The 17,595-nt window shown below is 73.6% G+C and carries 15 protein-coding genes and 1 pseudogene; 9 read left to right on the top strand and 7 right to left on the bottom strand.

What is annotated here, in order from left to right; genetic code table 11:
- Positions 1–32: 32 nt before the first annotated feature.
- On the bottom strand, positions 33–1,058 hold the full coding sequence (locus tag ACGFR7_RS08010) for a glutamate ABC transporter substrate-binding protein (protein ID WP_393314592.1): 1,026 nt from the start codon (positions 1,056–1,058) through the stop codon (positions 33–35).
- 20 nt (positions 1,059–1,078) lie between these two features.
- Complete coding sequence (locus ACGFR7_RS08005; protein WP_393314589.1) at positions 1,079–2,467, bottom strand: hypothetical protein; 1,389 nt, start codon at positions 2,465–2,467, stop codon at positions 1,079–1,081.
- A gap of 360 nt (positions 2,468–2,827) precedes the next feature.
- Here ACGFR7_RS08005 and ACGFR7_RS08000 point away from each other — a divergent pair, with 360 nt between their 5' ends.
- Entirely contained in the window at positions 2,828–3,520 is a 693-nt protein-coding gene (locus ACGFR7_RS08000) for a FadR/GntR family transcriptional regulator (RefSeq protein ID WP_393314586.1), read from the top strand.
- On the opposite strand, the gene ACGFR7_RS07995 is transcribed toward ACGFR7_RS08000, so the two are convergent.
- The 3 genes from ACGFR7_RS07995 to ACGFR7_RS07985 form a co-directional block, all read right to left on the bottom strand.
- Positions 3,484–4,536: an N-acetylglucosamine kinase gene (locus ACGFR7_RS07995; RefSeq protein WP_393314583.1), complete on the bottom strand. Its 1,053-nt coding sequence runs from the start codon at positions 4,534–4,536 to the stop codon at positions 3,484–3,486. The genes ACGFR7_RS08000 and ACGFR7_RS07995 overlap by 37 nt on opposite strands.
- Positions 4,527–5,810: a 6-phospho-beta-glucosidase gene (locus ACGFR7_RS07990; protein ID WP_393315350.1), complete on the bottom strand. Its 1,284-nt coding sequence runs from the start codon at positions 5,808–5,810 to the stop codon at positions 4,527–4,529. The genes ACGFR7_RS07995 and ACGFR7_RS07990 overlap by 10 nt, the downstream gene beginning before the upstream one ends.
- Positions 5,811–5,959: 149 nt before the next feature.
- Positions 5,960–7,144: an ROK family protein gene (locus ACGFR7_RS07985; protein WP_393315347.1), complete on the bottom strand. Its 1,185-nt coding sequence runs from the start codon at positions 7,142–7,144 to the stop codon at positions 5,960–5,962.
- A 215-nt stretch (positions 7,145–7,359) separates the two neighbouring features.
- Between ACGFR7_RS07985 and ACGFR7_RS07980 the strand changes: the two genes are divergently transcribed.
- From ACGFR7_RS07980 to ACGFR7_RS07965, 4 genes and pseudogenes are all read left to right on the top strand, one after another.
- Complete coding sequence (locus tag ACGFR7_RS07980) at positions 7,360–7,542, top strand: hypothetical protein (protein ID WP_393314581.1); 183 nt, start codon at positions 7,360–7,362, stop codon at positions 7,540–7,542.
- The gene (locus tag ACGFR7_RS07975; protein WP_393314578.1) at positions 7,509–7,844 is read left to right on the top strand and encodes an SUKH-3 domain-containing protein; all 336 of its coding nucleotides are present in this window, start codon (positions 7,509–7,511) and stop codon (positions 7,842–7,844) included. Before ACGFR7_RS07980 ends, ACGFR7_RS07975 begins: the two co-directional genes overlap by 34 nt.
- Positions 7,837–8,250, top strand: coding sequence for a YwqJ-related putative deaminase (locus ACGFR7_RS07970; protein ID WP_393314575.1), 414 nt, complete (start codon positions 7,837–7,839; stop codon positions 8,248–8,250). Before ACGFR7_RS07975 ends, ACGFR7_RS07970 begins: the two co-directional genes overlap by 8 nt.
- Positions 8,247–8,693 (top strand): annotated as a pseudogene (locus ACGFR7_RS07965) (SUKH-3 domain-containing protein); the annotation flags it as partial. The gene ACGFR7_RS07970 and the pseudogene ACGFR7_RS07965, both read left to right, overlap by 4 nt.
- A 246-nt stretch (positions 8,694–8,939) precedes the next feature.
- On the opposite strand, the gene ACGFR7_RS07960 reads toward ACGFR7_RS07965, so the two are convergent.
- Positions 8,940–10,028 carry a mechanosensitive ion channel family protein gene (locus ACGFR7_RS07960; protein WP_393314572.1) on the bottom strand — a complete coding sequence of 363 codons (1,089 nt, stop codon included), beginning with the start codon at positions 10,026–10,028 and terminating at the stop codon, positions 8,940–8,942.
- A 290-nt stretch (positions 10,029–10,318) separates the two neighbouring features.
- Here ACGFR7_RS07960 and ACGFR7_RS07955 point away from each other — a divergent pair, with 290 nt between their 5' ends.
- Positions 10,319–10,855, top strand: a complete 537-nt coding sequence (locus ACGFR7_RS07955; RefSeq protein WP_006605595.1) for an HNH endonuclease — start codon at positions 10,319–10,321, stop codon at positions 10,853–10,855.
- Between the two features lie 195 nt (positions 10,856–11,050).
- Here the strand turns inward: ACGFR7_RS07955 and ACGFR7_RS07950 are convergent, their stop codons facing one another.
- On the bottom strand, positions 11,051–14,032 hold the full coding sequence (locus ACGFR7_RS07950) for a beta-N-acetylglucosaminidase domain-containing protein (protein WP_393314569.1): 2,982 nt from the start codon (positions 14,030–14,032) through the stop codon (positions 11,051–11,053).
- A 470-nt stretch (positions 14,033–14,502) separates the two neighbouring features.
- Here ACGFR7_RS07950 and ACGFR7_RS07945 point away from each other — a divergent pair, with 470 nt between their 5' ends.
- From ACGFR7_RS07945 to ACGFR7_RS07935, 3 genes are all read left to right on the top strand, one after another.
- Positions 14,503–14,772, top strand: a complete 270-nt coding sequence (locus ACGFR7_RS07945; RefSeq protein WP_129296388.1) for a hypothetical protein — start codon at positions 14,503–14,505, stop codon at positions 14,770–14,772.
- A 6-nt stretch (positions 14,773–14,778) separates the two neighbouring features.
- Complete coding sequence (gene malQ, locus ACGFR7_RS07940) at positions 14,779–16,989, top strand: 4-alpha-glucanotransferase (RefSeq protein WP_393314565.1); 2,211 nt, start codon at positions 14,779–14,781, stop codon at positions 16,987–16,989.
- Between the two features lie 108 nt (positions 16,990–17,097).
- Positions 17,098–17,346, top strand: coding sequence for a hypothetical protein (locus ACGFR7_RS07935; RefSeq protein ID WP_336052283.1), 249 nt, complete (start codon positions 17,098–17,100; stop codon positions 17,344–17,346).
- The last annotated feature ends 249 nt before the right edge of the window (positions 17,347–17,595 follow it).

Below are 17,595 nucleotides of genomic sequence, written 5' to 3'. Positions count from 1 at the left end.
GATCAGTGGCACTACTCCGCTCCTTGGAGCGATCAGTCGCCGTACTCCGGCGCGGGCGGCCCCGATATGCCCGGCAGATCGGCCTTCAGCCACTTGCGGTACGCCCGCATCCAGGGGCTGTGCCCGCCGCCGCCCCGGTAGTCGTCCAGGACCTTGTTCACCCGCCGCACCAGATCCGTGTCGTCCTTGTTCATCGCCACGCCGTACGACTCGTCCGTGAACGGCTCGCCCTTCAGCTCCACCCTCGGGTCCTGCGCCGCCTGCGCCGCCGCCAGGGCGCTGTCCGTGACCACCGCATCCGCCTGGCCCAGCTGCAGCCGCACCAGACAGTCGAGTTGGCTGGGCACCGTCAGCACCTGCGCGCCGTGCGGCTGCGCCCGCAGCGCCGTCTCCCCCGTCGACCCCGCCGCCGTGCACACCCTTCGGCCCCGCAGCGAATCGCCGAAGGCCTTGATCGTCGAGCTGATCGGGGCCAGCACCTGCTGCCCCGCCTGGAAGTACGAGGTCGAGAACGCCACCTGCCGCTTGCGGGCACAGTTGACCGTCATCGTCCGCACCACCATGTCCACCGCACGCTTCTGCAGCGCCGGGATCCGCTGGTTGGTCGGCACCGTCTTGAAGACCACATGGGGGTGCGGGCCCAGGATGTCCTTGGCGATCGCCCACGCCAGATCGATGTCGAAACCCTCCAGCGCGCCGGTGGACGGATTGCGGTACCCCCACCGGTAGGTGTTCTGGTCCACCCCGACGACCAGCTGGCCCCGCTCCTTGATCCGCGTCACCGCCGCACCGTCGTCCGGCGAAGGGCGCAGGCTCTCCGCGGCGTTGCGCGCCGTGCACGGCGCGGCGGCGGGTGCGGCCCGCGCTGCCCCCGGGCCGTACGCCCGGTGTGCCGCCGCGGACGAGGAGACGTGGACGGGACCGTGCCGGGGCCGCCCGGCGTCGCCGCCCAGCGCCGGCACCAGCACGGCGGCGACCACGGCCATCACGCCCATCCCGGACGCCACCGGCGCAAGAACGGCACGCAGATTCACCAGCTCTCGCGCGCGCACCCGCATGCCCCTCTCACCAGGTCTCCTCACCGGTACTCCGCCAGCCTGCGGCCGATTCCCAGCACCGCGCCCGCCGCCGCCGACGCCGCCAGCACCCCGGCCCCCACCGGGAGCCCGTCCAGCGCCCCGCGCCCGGCGTCCGCCGCCGACCGGAACTGCGCCTGCTCGTGCTCCAGCGCCTGCTGCAGCCCGGCGGCCACCCGGTCGAAGGACTCCCCGGTGGACCCGTCCGGGCCGATCACCTTGGCCAGCGCCTGCGGGTAATCGCCCTTCTCGTCCGCCGTCCGTGCCTCGCCGTGCCGCGCCTGCCACTGCCGCACGCCGGTCAGCGCCGCGCGCACCGGACGCCGCCCCGCCTCGTCGTCGGCCAGCGCCAGTGCCGCCCCCAGCCCGCTCTTCGCCGACGCGGCCCCCGGGCCGCCCCCGCCCGCCAGGTCCGCCATCCGGGAACGGAAGCCGGCCTCGTAGAAGTCCTCCTGGCCGTGCGTCAGCACCGCACCGCGCGCCACCAGCGTCAGATTCTCGTCCCCGCGCGCCTGCAGCGCATCGATCCGCGCCTCGTTGAGCACCCGCAGCGACCGGGCGCCGTGCTCGTACGAACCGGTCAGCCCCGTACGCGCCACGGTATGCCCCGCCACCAGCCACACCAGCACCACCGCGGACGCCGCCGTCGCCGTCAGCAGGCCCCTGTTGAACACCCGGTTGGTGCGCCGGTAGTGCCGCCGCTGCGCCCACCCCAGCGCACCGAGCGCCACCACTCCCGCCGCCACCGCGTACCACGGCCGCGCCTCGGCGGCTTCGTAGTCCGCCGCCAGCCGGGCCGTCTCCGCGTCGTACAACGCCCGTGCGGCGGGGAGGAGTTCCTTCCGCATCCGCTCATTGGCGTACCGCAGATACGCGCCGCCCAGCGGCAGCCCCTGCCGGTTGTTCGCCCGCGCCGTCTCCACCAGCCCCGTATAGCGCGGCAGCCCGCTGTTGAGCCTCGCGATCTGCGCGCCGGCGCCGTCCGGACCGCTGCTGTTGGCGGCCGCCTTGACCAGCAGCGCGGACGCCGTGGAGATATCGGCGGCATACCGGTCGCGGGTCGCCCTGCTCTCCGTGGCGCCGGCCAGGAAACCGGCCGCGGCCGTCGTATCGGCATCCGCCAGCGAGCGGTAGATACTCGCGGCGTCCGCGGTCAGCGGCTGGCCGCGCTCCACCACGTCGTCCGCGGCCGCCGCCCGGTCCGCGACCTGCCAGGCCGTGACCGCGCCGAACAGCACCACCAGCAGGGCCAGTACCGCACCGATCACCCGCAGCCGGCCCGGCTCCGTCGTCGCCGCGGCACGCAGCTCGTCCAGCCCCTCGGCCCAGGCCGTCCTGCGTCCCGCGGCGGGCGGTGACCCGCCGGTGGCCGGCACGCTGGTGCTCGACACGGAACCTCCCCCTGGGCGCTGACGTCGGGACCGGACCCCGCGCACGGCGCCCGGGAGCGCTCACGAGAAGAACCGGTGCATGGGCAGCAGTATGTCCGCAGCCACCGACGCACACACCGCGATTGCCCCGATCTTGTTCGGAGATCTTGTTCGAGGACCGTGTCCGGGCCGTGTCCGGGCCGTGTCCGTGCCTCGTCCGTGCCTCGTCCGTGCCCCGTCCGTGCCCCCGTCCGTGCCGCGTCCGTGCCGCGTTCCGGCGGGCCCGCCGCGCCGCCGGGCCCGGCACTACAGTGGGCGGAGAATCGTCAGACATCAGGTGACGCCGGGGCCCGGACACCGCGCCGAAGGGGGAGTGATCCCGTGCAGTCGGTCCGCAAGGGCAGGGTGTCGCTGGTGGAGACCGCGACCGACGAGATCCGCGCCCAGATCGTGAACGGCACCTGGCCGGTGGGCAGCCGCATCCCGCCCGAGAGCGCCCTGTCCGAAACCCTCGGGGTCAGCCGCGCCTCGGTCCGCGAAGCCGTACGGTCCCTGGTGCACTCCGGCCTCCTGGAGCCCCGGCAGGGCGATGGCACTTTCGTGCTCTCCGACGACGACAGCGCCCTCGCCCTCCGCCGCCGCCTCGAACGCGCCGAGCTCAGCCATGTCACCCAGGTCCGCCAGGGCCTCGACGTGGTCGCCGCCCGCCAGGCGGCCAAGCACCGTACGGACCGCCAGCTCGCCGGCATCGAAGCCGTGCTGGCCCGCCGCGGGGCCGCCCTCGCCGCGCAGGACAGCGAGGCCTTCACCGCCGCCGACGCCGAGTTCCACGTCCTGGTCGCCGAGGCGAGCGACAACCCCGTCCTCGCCGACATCTACCGCTCGCTGAGCGCCGCCCTGCGCGAGGAACTGCGCCGCGCCGCCTGCCTGGACACCGCCACCGCGGCTCCCGACGACCCGCACACCCGCCTCACCGACGCCATCCGGGACCGGGACCCCCGGGCCGCCGTGGACGCCGCGGTGCTGCTCCTCGCCGGTCACGTACGGGACCTGGCGCTTCCGGCCGGGGACTGAGGACCGGGCGGCTGAGGGGCGGGCGGCTGCCGCCGCGCCCACCGAGCCGCCCGCAGCCGTCCATGAGCGCCCGCCCCCGCTCCCGCCCGGTCCAGCGTGTCCAGGGCGGCCCCCAGCACCGGCGGGGCGCTCACCACATGGGGCACCGCCCCGGGGGCACGCTCCGAGAGGAGCCGGGTGACCTGGTCGTGCAGGAGCGGGTGACGGGCGGCCAGGACGCCGCCGCCCAGCACCACGGGGACCCCTTCCCCGAGGAGACCGAGGCGCTTGAGGGCGACGGTGGCCAGGAGCGCGATCTCCTCGGCCTGGCGGGCCACGAGGGCGCGGGCGACCGGGTCACCGGCCTCCGCCACGGAGAAGAGCAGCGGTGCCAGTTCATGGCGGCGGTGGCCGGGGAGGGCTCCCAGATGGAAGGCCTCGATGAGTTCCGGCATGCCGGCCAGGCCGAAGTGCGCGGGCAGGGCGTCTGCCAGCCGGGTCGGGGCGCCGCGGCCGTCCTCGGCCCGGGCCGCGCACCACATGGCCTCTTCGGCGAGGAACGCCCCGCCGCCCCAGTCGCCGGAGAGCCGGCCGAGGGCCGGGAAGCGCGCGGTGGCACCGTCCCGGCCGGCCCCCGCGCAGTTGATTCCCGCCCCGCACACCACGGCGACGCCCACCCGCTCCCCGTCGTCCGGCAGCCCGGCCCGCAGCAGCGCGAAGGTGTCGTTGCGGACGCTCACCGTGCGCGCCCATCCCCGGCCCGCGATCTCGGCGGCCAGGCGTTCCTCCTCGACGGGGAGGTCGGCGCCTGCCAGGAACGCGGAGAGGTGTCCGACGGGACCCGCAGGCCGGGCCTGCGCCAGGACCGACCGCACCAGCGGCGCCAGGACGTCGACCGCCGGGCCGGTCCCCACCGCCGGCGGCCGGAAGCCACCGCCGCGTGCCGTGCCGAGCAGCCTGCCGTCCGTGGCCACCAGCGCCACGTCGGTCTTGCTGTTGCCCGCGTCGATGGCGAGTGCCGTGCCGGTCAGGCCCACGTCAGGTGCTCCCGGTTGTGCGCGATCAGCGCGTCGGTGAGCCGGTCCGCGTGGTCGGTCCGGCCGATGAGGGGGTGGGCGAGGAGCGCGGAGAAGACGGCGTTGCGCCCGCCCGCCCGGTCGGATGGCCGGCCGCCCCTGCCCCGCAACGCGGCATCGAGGGCGAGGTGTTCGTAGGCGGTGACGTGCGCGACCAGCCCGGCGTACAGCGGCTCCAAGGGGCGCACCGGGAGGGGCGTGGCGCCGGTCGAGTCCACGGTCGCGGGCACCTCGATCACCGCGTCGTCGGGCAGGAACGGCAGGGTGCCGTGATTGAGGGTGTTGACGACCTGGGTGTCCCCGGTGTCCCGCAGGAGGGACGCGGTGAGTGCCACCGCCGCCTCCGAGTAGAAGGCGCCGCCTCGCCGCGCCAGCAGCTCCGGCTTCTCGTCGAGTGCCGGGTCGCCGTACATGCCGAGGAGCTTTCGCTCGAGGGCGGCGACCTCCGCCGCGCGGGACGGTGCGCCGCGCAACTCCCGTACCACCGCGTCGTGCCGGTAGTAGTAACGCAGGTAGGAGGAGGGGACGACGCCGAGGCGGTCGAGCAGCGAGCGGGGCAGGCGCAGGTTCTCGGCCAGGGCGTCGCCGTGCTCCGCCAGCAGCCGGGGCAGGACGTCCTCGCCCCCGACGCGTACCGCCCGCTCCCAGGTGAGGTGGTTGAGGCCGACGTGCTCCAGCTCGACCTCGCCGGGGGAGATGCCCAGCAGCGCGGCGAACCGGCGCTGGAAACCGATGGCGACATTGCACAGCCCCACGGCTCTGTGGCCGTGGGTGAGCAGCGCCCGGGTGACGATGCCGACGGGGTTGGTGAAGTCGATGATCCAGGCGCGGGGGTTGCGGCGGCGCACCCGCTCGGCGATGTCCAGGACGACGGGGACCGTGCGCAGCGCCTTGGCGAGGCCGCCGGCCCCGGTGGTCTCCTGGCCGACGCAGCCGCACTCCAGCGGCCAGGTCTCGTCCTGGTGGCGGGCGGCCTGGCCGCCGACCCGCAGTTGCAGCAGCACCGCGTCCGCGCCGTCGGCACCGGCGTCCAGGTCGTCGGTCCAGGAGATCCGGCCCGGGTGGCCCTGCTTGGCGAAGATCCGCCGGGCCAGGCCGCCCACCAGCTCCAGCCGGTCCGCGGCCGGGTCGATGAGGACCAGTTCCTCCAGCGGCAGCACCTCGCGCAGGCGCGCGAAACCGTCGATGAGTTCGGGGGTGTAGGTGGAGCCGCCGCCGACCACGGCGAGCTTGATGCGGGGGCGTGGGGTGCGTTCCTGGGGAGACGGCATACGGGTCAGCCCTTCACTGCGGTGTGCGTGACGCCTTCGACGAAGGCCTTCTGTGCGAAGAAGAGGACGGTGACGTTCCGCGCGGCGCGGGTCCGCGGGCCGCAGCCCGGCGCTCAGCCGGTGTGGAACACCGCATCGCGTGCCTTCGCGAGCGCCGTCCGCAGTGCGCCGGTGAGGATCGCGGAGCCGTCGAGGCGGCTCAGGCGCAAGGCGGGGCGGGACAGCGGGAGCCCGGTGAACTCCTCCTCGACCAGGGCGCGCAGCGCCTCACCGCCGGCCCGGGCGACCTCGCCGGAGAGCACCACCAGCCGCGGGTCGACGACCGCCACCACGGCCGCGATCCCGGTCGCCAGCCGCCGCGCGACCTCGGCACGGACCCCGTCGTGCGCCATCGCCCCTTCGACGGTACGGGCGTGTGGTGCCCCGTACTCCCGCGCCAGTGCCAGCACGCCCGGCGAGCCGACCAGGGTCTGGAAGCCGCCGCCGGCGTCCGCCTGCTGCGCGCAGCCACCGGCGCCGCCGCCACCGCCTGGGGACAACGGGGCCCCGGGCAGCGGCATATAGCCGATCTCACCCGCACCGCCGGTGGCCCCGCGCAGCAGCCGGCCGCCCAGCACGAGGGCGGCGCCGACCCCCTTGTCCGCCCACACCAGCACGAAGTCGTCGACGTCCTGGGCGGCCCCGTCGTACTGCTCGGCGACCGCCGCCAGGTTCACGTCGTTCTCGATGGTGACCGGCGTGCCCAGCACCTCGGCCAGCTCGTCCTTCAGCGCCCGCGCGTGCCACCCCGGCAGATGCGGCGCATAGCGCAGCCGCCCGGTCCGCGGGTCCAGCGCACCGGGTGTGCCGATCACCACCCCGTGCAACTGCTCGCGCCCCAGCCCGGCCTGGGCCAGCGCCCCGTCGACGGCCCGCGCGACCAGCTGCGCCGTCCGGCGCGGCGCATCCTCGGCCACGACGTCGGTGCCGTTGCCGGCGCCGTGGCCGGTATCGGTATCGGTGCCGACCCGTTCCTCCCCGAGCACCTGCCCCGTGATGTCGGCGACCGCGGCGGTGATCCCCCGCTCATCGACGGCCAGCGCGGCGACCTGCGCCGCCGCCGGGTCGATCTCGTAGAGCCGCGCACTGGGCCCCGGCCGCCCGGTCACGTTCCCGGTCGTCCGCACCAGCCCCGCGGCCTCCAGCCGCGCCAGCAACTGCGAGGCGGTGGGCTTCGACAGCCCGGTCAGCTCCCCGATCCGCGTACGGGTCAACGGGCCCCGCGAGACCAGCAGATCGAGCGCGGCCCGGTCGTTCATGGCCCGCAACACCCGCGGCGTCCCGGGCACCATCCCCCGCACACCCTTCCCTGCGCCCATGCCCCACCCCGCCCACCGGCGGCCTCACGACCGCCGACCATCTGTTAACAAACCTTCCAATAGCTGAACTGGAAGGTAGGAGGCGGGCGGGGGCGCGTCAAGGGGGCGAGCGGAGTCGTCGCCACGGATCAAACCGCCAAGGATCGTGGCCGAATGTGGACGAGGATGACTACCGGGAAAGGGCGAACGCCATGCGGGAGTTCGCCGGTGACATCGACGAAGGTGCGGGGGAGGTACACGAGGCCGTTCAGGGGCTGGTTTCCTCGGCCGGCGGTTCGCTGGCCGTTGAGGCGCTGAACCCTCAATGGCCAAGAACCATCATGATAGTGACCGGATAGGCGAGCTGCGGGGGAAGGATCCGGTGACGGGGGAGAAGGCCACAACACTCAGGCATGGAGATTTCAAGCAGCCGTGCAGGTCATGCGAGCATGACGGTGATTTCAGTGAGATTGCCGAGCTCTCTCGGGAGCTCGGAAAACGCCTGTTCAGGGTCGGATACGATCTCCCTGATGGTGCAATCTTTGTAGTAGCCGAAAATGGCGAGTTCTATTCTGTTCACCATACCGGCACATTCTACCTCGATGGTAGTGAATTTGAATTCTTTGATAATTGGGTGAAAGGTGATCTGCAAAGTGTCTGAGCGATTCGAGGGTGGTCTGATTCCCGGCACGGCATCGTCTCTGCTCTGCCAGGGGATCGTGTTCAGTCATACCAATCTGAGTGGTGACGGTACGCCTGACCTCCACCCCTCCATCCTCGCGTACTTCGAGGGGCTCCCGGAGCGGCTGCGCGAACCGTTTCTCGGATATTGCGCCGAGTCGGCTCTTGTCTCGGACCAGCTCTGGGCTCTCGACGCCGAACGGCACGGACTTTCTGCGGTCACTCTGGAAGAGGCCGTACCGCACTTTCACGATGCCGCGATGATGTCGAAGATGATCCGTGAAGAGGGAGATCCGGATCATGGTCAGCCCACTGAGCCGTGCGGGGCTTGCCAGGGACTTCTGGACCGACTGGGGATCACCTTCATCGGGCGTGACGGCACATGACCGACACGCAGTCCGGGCGCGAAGTGCCCGGGGTGTACGACGTCTTGACCCGGGCCGGCTGGTCACCAGGACGGGAGCCGGACCCGTCGTACCAATTGGCCATTCTGGAAACCGTCAGCACGCGCAGCGGGTCTTCCGGTGACGGGTGGGAGGTTTTCCCGGCCGCGGAGCGAGCGCTGCGGGAGTTTTACGGGGTCGAGATGATGCTTGACGGGCCCGGGTGTCGAGGTGGCCCTGCACGGCTTTGCGATCGATCCGCTGAGGGCCGCTACACGCTCTCGACCATGCGGGAGTTCGGCGAGCGGGCTGGGACCGCACTCTTCCCCTTCGGCGTGCACGGACCTGCATCGGTGATCGCCATTGACGAACGCGGCAGGATCTTTCTCGTCGATCACGGAGGCTGGTGGTTCCTCGGCGAGTCCGTTCCGGCCGGCCTGGCGGTACTGATCGAAGGTCGACGACCGTTGCCGGGTGCGCGCGGACGGGACGTGGGGGCAAGAGGGGGCCGAGGCGCCCGAGGCAGCTCCGGGCCCGCCTCCGGCCGCGTTCTCCCGGGGTGCGGGAGCGTCGGCGGAGGCCGATATCGGACAGGCCTTTGGCTAGAGAGCAAGTCCCCGGTGCCGAAGGAAGGGGCGCACCCGCGGGATGCGCCCCTCCTGTCCGCGGCCCGGTCGTCGGCCCCGGTCGGCCTACTTCCCCATCTTCGACGGCGAAGCGATCGGATTGGTCGCCACGGACTGCGGGGACAGCGGGTTGTTGAGGGCCGAGGGGGCGGCCACGCCGGCCGAGGGGTCGGCGGACTCCTCGTCCTCGTCCTCGGGGGCCGGGCGCGGGGCGAGGTGGACGCCGGCCGCGTCCAGGGCGCGCTTGATGCGCCAGCGCAGTTCGCGCTCCACGCCGGGGGCCTTGCCGGGCATGGTCTTGGCCGAGACGCTGATGGTGACCGTGTCCAGGTGGACCTCGCTCAGACCGAGGACCTCCACCGGCTCCCACAGCTGCTCGTTCCAGGGCTCGGCCTTGGACATCTCCTCGCCGGCGCCGGTGATGGTCTCGCGGGCGCGCTCCAGGTCCTGGTCGGCGGCGATCACCACATCGACGGCGGCGGTGGACCAGCCCTGGCTGAGGTTGCCGATCCGCTTGACCTCGCCGTTGCGGATGTACCAGATCGCGCCGTTGGGGCCGCGCAGCTTGGTGACCCGCAGACCGACCTCGATGACCGTACCGGTGGCCACCCCGGCGTCGATCTCGTCGCCGACGCCGTACTGGTCCTCAAGGATCATGAAGACGCCGGAGAGGAAGTCGGTGACGAGGTTGCGGGCGCCGAAACCGATGGCGACACCGGCCACACCGGCGCTGGCCAGCAGCGGCGCCAGGTTGATCTTCAGCACGGAGAGCACGGTCAGGGCGGCGGTGCCCATGATCACGAAGGAGGCGACGCTGCGCAGCACCGAGCCGATGGCCTCGGAGCGCTGCCTGCGTCTCTCGGCGTTGACGAGCAGACCGCCCAGCGCGGTGCCCTGGGCGGCGGCCGCGGTGCGGTTCATCCGCTCGATGAGCTTGGTGATCGTGCGGCGGATCACATGCCGCAGCACCACCGCGATCACGATGATCAGCAAGATCTGCAGGCTGGACGTGAGCCACGTCCCCCAGTTCTCCTGCACCCAGCCGGCGGCGTTGGTGGCCTTCTGAGTGGCGTCGTCGAGCGACGTCGGGCCGGATGAGCCGGGCGTGGCGGCGCTCAGGTGCGCGGCAGCGGCCGGCGAAGCGGACCAGAACACAGTCGAACCTTCCGTGTGGGACAGCAGACCCGGGCCCCGGTGGGACACCGTGAACCGGGCAGACCAACCACACTAACGGGGCAACAGGAGCGGTCCGCGCCCTTGTTCGAGTCGGATAGTTGTGCGCAGGGCCGGAATGAGCCGTATCCGGCCGGACGTGCCGGTGTGTGGTGGAAAACACCTCCGACCCGTTACTCGGTCATGGTGGCGCTCTCACCAGGCACCGGGGGACACTGTGGGGAGATCGTCCCGGCGCGAGCCACGCGCCGCCGGCGTACAAGGAGGCACCCGTGCCGCATGTCCTGGTCCTCAACGCGTCGTACGAGCCGCTCGGCGTCGTACCGCTCCGCCGTGCGCTCATCCTCGTCCTCAACGAGAAGGCTGTCAGCCTCGAGGAATCCGGCGCCCTGATGCACAGTGCGACCCATGTCATACCCGCTCCGAGCGTGGTCCGCTTGAAGCGGTTTGTGCGGGTGCCCTTTCGCGGCCCCGTTCCCCTGACCCGCCGGGCGCTGTTCGCCCGTGACGGCGGGCGCTGTATGTACTGCGGTGGCGTCGCAACCAGCGTCGACCACGTCATCCCGCGCAGCCGCGGAGGTCAGCACACCTGGGAAAACGTCGTCGCCGCGTGCCGGCGCTGCAACCACGTCAAGGCCGACCGCCATGTCGCCGAGATCGGCTGGCGGCTGCGGCATCAGCCCGCCCCGCCGTCAGGACTGGCGTGGCGGATCATCGGCACGGGCCATCGCGACCCGCGCTGGCTGCCGTATTTGCAGCCGTACGGCGCGGATGACGCCCTGGCCCGGATCGACGCCGTATCGGCGTAGGTCCGGGTTTCTGCGTCCCGAGGGTGGTGTCGCACGTCGCGCACCTCGTGCGTCCCGCTCCGGCCGGGGCGGACGCCGCCGGATTCTCGCCCCGTGGCCGCCGGCCGCGGCGACGAGGATCCCGCGGCGTCCACGACGGCCGCCGGCCGCACCCGCCGGTTCACCTGTCACCAGGCACCACGCACCGGGCCCCGTTCACCGAGTGTCGTGCTTCGTGACCGCGTACGCCTCCACCGACCACAGCGAGTAGCCGAAGCGGGTGGCCCGCTTGTCGCCCTGGATGCGGACGAACCGGGCGTTCTCGGCGTCCATCCGGACGGACTCGCGGCCGCCCTTGCCGTCCCGGACCGTGGCCGCCGTGCGCCAGCTGCGGCCGTCCGGTGAGACCTGGATGCGGTAGCGGGCGGCGTAGGCGTCCTGCCAGTTCAGGACGAGCCGGCCGAGGCGGGTCGGATGGGCCAGCGCGAACTGCAGCCAGGCGCCGTCCTCCGGGGCGGAGGACCAGCGGGTCCCGGGGTTGCCGTCGGTGGCCGCCGAGGCCGGGAAATCGGCGGTCTCGTCCCCGGAGGAGGTGGCGACGGTGCCGCGCGCCAGGTCCTTGCCGCCGGTGCGCGGATACGAGCGCACCGTCAGCGTCCGCTCCGTGCCGCCGAACTCCACCGGGATCTCATACGTCCCCGAGCGGGCGTTCTCGGGGACGTCGACGGTGATGCGGACCGTGGCCGTGCCGCCGCGTGGTGCGGTGACCTCCTGGGGGGCGTGCACCGTGAAGCCCTTGGGCGCCTTGACCGCCAGTTTCCCGCGGACGTCGCCGGGGCGGCGGGAGTAGATCAGGGCGTCCACCGTCGCGCTGCCGCCGGTCTGGGCGTCGGACTCCTTGCGGGACAGTTCGAGCCCGGCCGCCGGGGTGTCGTCGAACCAGGGGGTGAAGGCGTGCACGGACGGGGCCTTCGCGCTCTTCGCCCAGGTCAGCCGTACCGCGTCGGCACGCAGCCGGTGCGTTTTCGACTCGGTCCAGCCGGTGGCGGAGAGCCGGTCGAGGCGGCGCCAGCCCTCGCCGGGGACATGCGCCTCCAGGGAGACGGCGCCCGCGGACGGGCCCGGGTCGGTCAGCGCGGTCACCGCGGCGAGCGGGCGGGTCCGCTCGAAGGGGACGGTCAGGGACGTCCGGCCGTCGCCCCCGCCCTCGCCGGCGCCGTCGTCGGGCCCGGGGGCGGTGCGGCGGGCTCCGGTCCAGGCGTCGGCCTCGGTCATCGCCCGCTCCAGGAACGGGGCCAGCACCCCCTTGCCGACCGTCGCCGGGCTGTGCGCGCACTCCTTGCGCAGCCGCTGCACCGTGCGCTGGGCCGACCAGGCGGCGTCGCCGTCGTCATGGGCCTGTGCCATGAGCGTGTCGACGGCCTGTGCGCCGGCCCTGCCGTAACGGGCCAGCTGCTCGGCCCACGGACGGACCTCCGCGGCCAGGTCCGAGCGCAGGTCCCGGGGCGCGGTGCTCATGGTGGTGAAGGCGGCCCGCAGCGCCCTGGCGGCCTTGGCGAGATCCGGGTCCCGGCCCGGCCGGCCGTGGTTGACCGCCGCCTCACGGGCCTTCCAGAAGCGGTCGATCAGGGGCTGCAGGTACCCCGACTCGGTCCGGTCCAGCAGTGAGGAGGAGGCGTTGCCGGCCAGCGCACGCAGCGCGGCACGGGACCGTGGATCGCCGCCCGCCAGATCGGCGACGGCGGCGTCCCAGGACCGGTCCGGGTGGTAGTCGCGCGGATTCCACGCATAGTCGGCGGCCGTGAACAGCGGGATGCGCGAGGCGAGCGGCTGCTCCATGGCGTTGGCCAGCAGCGCCGTGGAGCCGGTGGCGACGGCCGGCTCCCGGCCCCGGTAGGGCCCGAGGAAGATCCGGTCCTGGGCGTAGTCGTTGACCGGGTAGTTGTCCATGGTCATCAGCGGGTGGCCGAACACCTGGCGGGCGGTGGACAGCTCGCCGCCGGTGATGGTCCGCGGGACCACGCCCACGCCGGTCCAGGCCACCTCGACCCGGTCGCCGAGCGCGTCGGACAGCGCCCTGCGGTACGCCGTCGAGCCGTCCTGGTAGTACTCGGTCGGCATCAGGGAGAGCGCCCCCGCCTGCGGATGCCGCTGCGCCAGATGCGCGGCGAGCGCATTGGCGACCTCGGCCTGCGCCTTCGCCGCGGCCCGGGGGCCGGTGCCGAAGGCCTCCGCGTCGGCGTCGCAGTGCCATTCGCTGTAGCTGACGTCCTGGAACTGCAGCTGGAAGGAGCGCACGCCCAGCGCCCACATCGCGTCCACCTTGCGCCGCAGCGCCCGCATGTCCTCCTCGGACGACAGGCACATCGCCTGGCCCGGGGCGACGGCCCAGCCCAGCGTGACGTGATTGGCCCGGGCCCGCTCGGCCAGCGCCCGGAAACCGGCGCGCTGCTGTGCCGGGTACGGGTCGCGCCACCGGGTCTGGCGATACGGATCGTCGCCCGGCGCGTACAGATAGCGGTTCTGCTTGGTGCGGCCCATGAAGTCCAGCTGGGCGAGCCGCTGGGCCTGGCTCCAGGGCCGGCCGAAGAAGCCCTCGGTGGTGCCGCGCACCGCCGTGCCCGGCCAGTCGCGTACGGCGACGGAGGCCAGCTGCCGCCGGCCGTCGCCGTCGGTGACCAGTTGACGCAGGGTCTGCGCGGCGTGGAAGAGGCCGTCGGAGCCGACGCCGTCCAGGGCGACGGTGTCCCGGCCCGCGACCTGGCCCACGGCCAGGCGGTAGCCGCCGGCCGGCAGATCCCCGCGGGCCGGTGCCCGCAGCGCCCGCAGCGCGTCCGCGGCCTGCTTGCCGCCGACCCGGATCACCGGACCGGCCGCGGGCAGCCGGTCGCCGGGCTCCTGCTGCCGGACGGTGTGCACCCCGGCGTCCCGCAGCAGGCCGCGCAGCACGTCCAGGGCGTAGGGGTCGGCGTCCGGAGCGGCCACCAGCACCGCCTCGCGGCCGAGCGGCACAGCGGCGCCCAGCTCCTGCATCGACTGCGGGCGCGGCCAGACGGCGGGCGCGTGCCCGGCGCCGGCCGGCCGGTCGGGCTGGTCGGGGGCGCCGACGGCGGGGCCGGCGGGCGCCGCCTGGGCGCTGGGCACCCCGCCCAGCAGACCTCCGATGACCGCGGCGGCCAGTGCGGTCGTTCCGGCCACCCGCGCCCGGGCGCCCGCGCCGTTCCCCCTGCCGCTCCTACCGATACTTCCGACGCTCCATACGCCCCGGCCTCGCACGGCTGCTCCTCGTCCCCGTCCATCACTCGCCGGTCTGCACCGGCGCCCCGTATATCCCCGCCGATGCCCATTCGGACAGACCTCCGGCCGTGAGCCCACCATTGTGGCGGTTCGGGTGTCAACCAGGCGAGGGCGGGGGGTCCCGGAGGGCCGGCGGGGGACGGGTTCCGGCCGGGTGCCGCGGGCGGAATCCGGGGGCTCGCCGGCCCGCAGAACTTCCGCCGCGGAGCCCGGTTCCTCCGCGTTCTCTGCGCCCCCCGGGGCCCGGCACAGTGAAATCGCCTGCGTAAGGCATAATGTGACGTGGGTCACGTTTCGTGAGCGGATACGTCTGCGAACGTGTCGAGTGGGTAGGGCCCACGTGTCCCATTACCGATGAACGGGAGGCCCTCGTGGCCGCATCCGCTCAGCTGCTCCTCGACGCTCTGTCCTCCAAACCGGGAGGTGCGACGATGGAGTCCGACATTTTCGACGGGCTGTCCGACCCCGATTCCGGCCTGGACGGCTCCGGATCCTTCAGCTTCGTAGAGCCGCCCCTGACCAGCGAGCCTCCGCTCGCCGACGCCGCCCCGCTGACCAGCGAGGTCCCGATCTCCGCCGAGCTGCCGCTGACCAGCGAGCCGACGGCCGCCGGCCACGGCACGGAGTCCATGGAGGTCTGAGGACCCATGGGCCGCGCGCGGCTCGCCCGGCTGCACGGCATTGCCACGTCCTACGAGCCCTCGCCGGGCAGGAGCGTCCAGATCACCGGCGACACCGTCGTCGCCGTGCTCGCCGCACTGGGGGTCGATGCCTCGACCCCGCAAGCCGTCCGCAGCGCCCTGGCGGCGCACGAGGACGGCGCGCGTCGCGCCCTGCTTCCCCGCACCGTCGTCGCCCGCCCCGGCCGGCCGCCCGACCTCGCGCGTCTCCCCGAAGGCACCGTCCTGCGGGTCGAGACCGAGAACGGGGCGGCCGCGCCGGACCCGGCGGCGTCCGGTCCGGGGGCTCTCGCCCGGCTGCCCCTGGGTGTCCATGTGCTGCACGCCCGGGCCCCCGACGGCCGCGCCGCCGGCGCCCGGCTGATCGTGGCGCCCGACCGCGTGCCCGCACCGCCAGGACGCAGCCACGGCTTCCTGGTGCAGCTCTACTCCCTCCTGTCCCGGCAGTCCTGGGGCATGGGTGACCTGGGGGACCTCGCCGACCTCGCCGCCTGGTCGGGGCGCGCGCTGGGCACCGGTTTCCTCCAGCTCAACCCGCTGCATGCGGCCGTCCCCGGCCCGCCCACCGATCCCTCGCCCTACCGGCCCTCCTCGCGCCGCTTCCCCGACCCGGTCCATCTGCGGATCGAGGACATCCCGGAGTACGCCCGGCTCACCGGTGCCGCCCGCTTACGGGCCGACGAGCTCACCGCGCAGGCCCGTGCGCTGCGGACCGGGGTGCTCGAAGGGGGAGAGCTGATCGACCGGGACGCGGTGTGGGCGCTCAAGCGCGAGGCCCTGGAGCTGATGTGCGCGGTCCCGCTCACCCCGGGCCGGCGGGCCGCGTACTGCGACTTCCTCGCCGAGCAGGGCGAGGCGCTGGAGGACCACGCCACCTGGTGCGCGATCGCCGAGCGGTACGGCCCCCACTGGCGCGGCTGGCCCGACGGGCTGAGTGATCCGCGCTCCCCGGGCACGGCCCGGCTGCGGCCGCGGTTACTGGACCGGATCGACTTCCACAGCCGGCTCGTCTGGCTCACCGACCAGCAACTGGCCGCCGCGCAACGGGCCGCGCGGGAGGCCGGGATGGGCATCGGGCTGGTGCACGACCTCGCCGTCGGCGTCCACCCCTCCGGTGCCGACACCTGGGCGCAGCAGGACGCCTTCGCCGCCGGGATGTCCGTCGGGGCGCCGCCGGACGCCTTCAACTCCCGCGGACAGGACTGGGGCCTGCCGCCCTGGCGCCCGGACGCGCTGGCCGCCACGGGCTTCGCCCCCTACCGGGAGCTGCTGCGCGGCATGCTGCGGCACGCCGGGGCGCTGCGCATCGACCATGTGATGGGGATGTTCCGGCTGTGGTGGGTCCCCGAGGGCCGGCCGCCGACGGACGGCGCCTATGTCCGCTACGACGGTGAGGCGATGCTCTCGGTGCTGGCCCTGGAGGCGCACCGGGCCGGCGCCGCGGTGATCGGCGAGGACCTGGGCACCGTCGGTCCCGGCGTCCGTGCGGCGCTCGCCGGCCGGGGCGTCCTGGGGACGTCGGTGCTGTGGTTCGAGCGGGATTACGGGGGTGGGGAGGACGGGAACGGGCAGGACGCGAGCGGGGGGCGGGAGGACGAGCCCGTGACCGCCCCGCGGTCCGCTGCGGAGTCCGCCCAGGAGACCACCCCGCTCCCCGCTCCGGAGCCGGCCCGGGAGACCACCCCGCCCCCCGCCCCCGTGGCCCGCATCCTGGCGCCCGAGGAGTGGCGCAGCGCCTGTCTGGCCACCGTCACCACGCACGATCTGCCGCCCACCGCGGCCCGGCTGACCGGCGAGGACGTCGCCCTGCGGGAACGGCTCGGGCTGCTCGCCGGGCCCCCGGAGCGGGAGCGCTCCCGTGCCCGCGGCGAACGCACCGAGTGGCTGCGCGAGTTGGTGCGGCGCGGCCTGCTGCCCGAAGGGGCGGGCGACGAGGAAGCCGCCGTCAAGGCCGTACACCGCTTCCTGCTGCGGACCCCGGCGCGGATGGTAGGCGTCTGGCTGCCCGACGCGGTGGGGGACCGGCGCCCGCAGAACCTCCCCGGGACATGGCAGGAATACCCGAACTGGCGCCTTCCGGTCGCAGGCCCCGACGGCCGTCCGTGCACCCTGGAGGAGCTGGCCGCCTCCCCCCGCCTGCATGCCCTGATGCGCGAATTGTCCGACGGCCGGCGGTAGTCCCGCCCGGCGCTTCGGACGGAACGCCCCGGGAGGCCGCCCGGCCAGGGCCGCCCGTTGTGCCACCCCGCGCGCGCGGGGCGCCGGGGCGTCCGATACGTTGACTTCGTGAGCAACAAGGTCAAGAAGAACGTCCTGCGCGCCGGAACCATCACCGCCGGCACCGCGCTGATGCTGCTGATGTCGTCCCCCGCGTTTGCGCTCACCCGCGACGACGGTGACGACCCGGGTCCGGGCCTGAGCGTGATCCAGACGCTCGGCCTCTATGTCGCTGCACCCATCGTGCTCTTCCTGATCATCGCCGGGCTGGTCGTCGCGGGCGACAAGTCCCGCAAGCAGGCCCAGCCCAAGGGCTGACGCCGGGCACCAGTGACGCCTTGAGGGCGCCCCACGGTCACAGGACCGCGGGGCGCCCTTCGTCATGCCAGGACACAGGGCCCGGGCAGGGCCCGGGCAGGGCCCGGACCGGGCACCGTGAAGGGCGCCCAGCGGTGACAGAACCGGGCGGCGCCCTTTGTCGTACCCGGCTATTTGCGCAGGTGGAAAAGGGGTTGCGAGGCGGCTATCGCGCGGTTTTCGGCCGGTTTGAACGGGGGGAGGTGCTTA

Origin of the sequence: Streptomyces sp. NPDC048516 (genome assembly GCF_043199875.1) — a bacterium.
Lineage (GTDB): Bacteria > Actinomycetota > Actinomycetes > Streptomycetales > Streptomycetaceae > Streptomyces.
This window is presented reverse-complemented; position numbering and strand designations above follow the sequence as displayed.

Bases quoted from the DNA above. Each gene is read 5' to 3' on its own strand.
- ACGFR7_RS07985 (WP_393315347.1), bottom strand. From the start codon at position 7,144: ATGAACGACCGGGCCGCGCTCGATCTGCTGGTCTCGCGGGGCCCGTTG.
- ACGFR7_RS08010 (WP_393314592.1), bottom strand. From the start codon at position 1,058: ATGCGGGTGCGCGCGCGAGAGCTGGTGAATCTGCGTGCCGTTCTTGCG.
- ACGFR7_RS07975 (WP_393314578.1), top strand. From the start codon at position 7,509: ATGGCCAAGAACCATCATGATAGTGACCGGATAGGCGAGCTGCGGGGG.
- malQ (WP_393314565.1), top strand. From the start codon at position 14,779: ATGGGCCGCGCGCGGCTCGCCCGGCTGCACGGCATTGCCACGTCCTAC.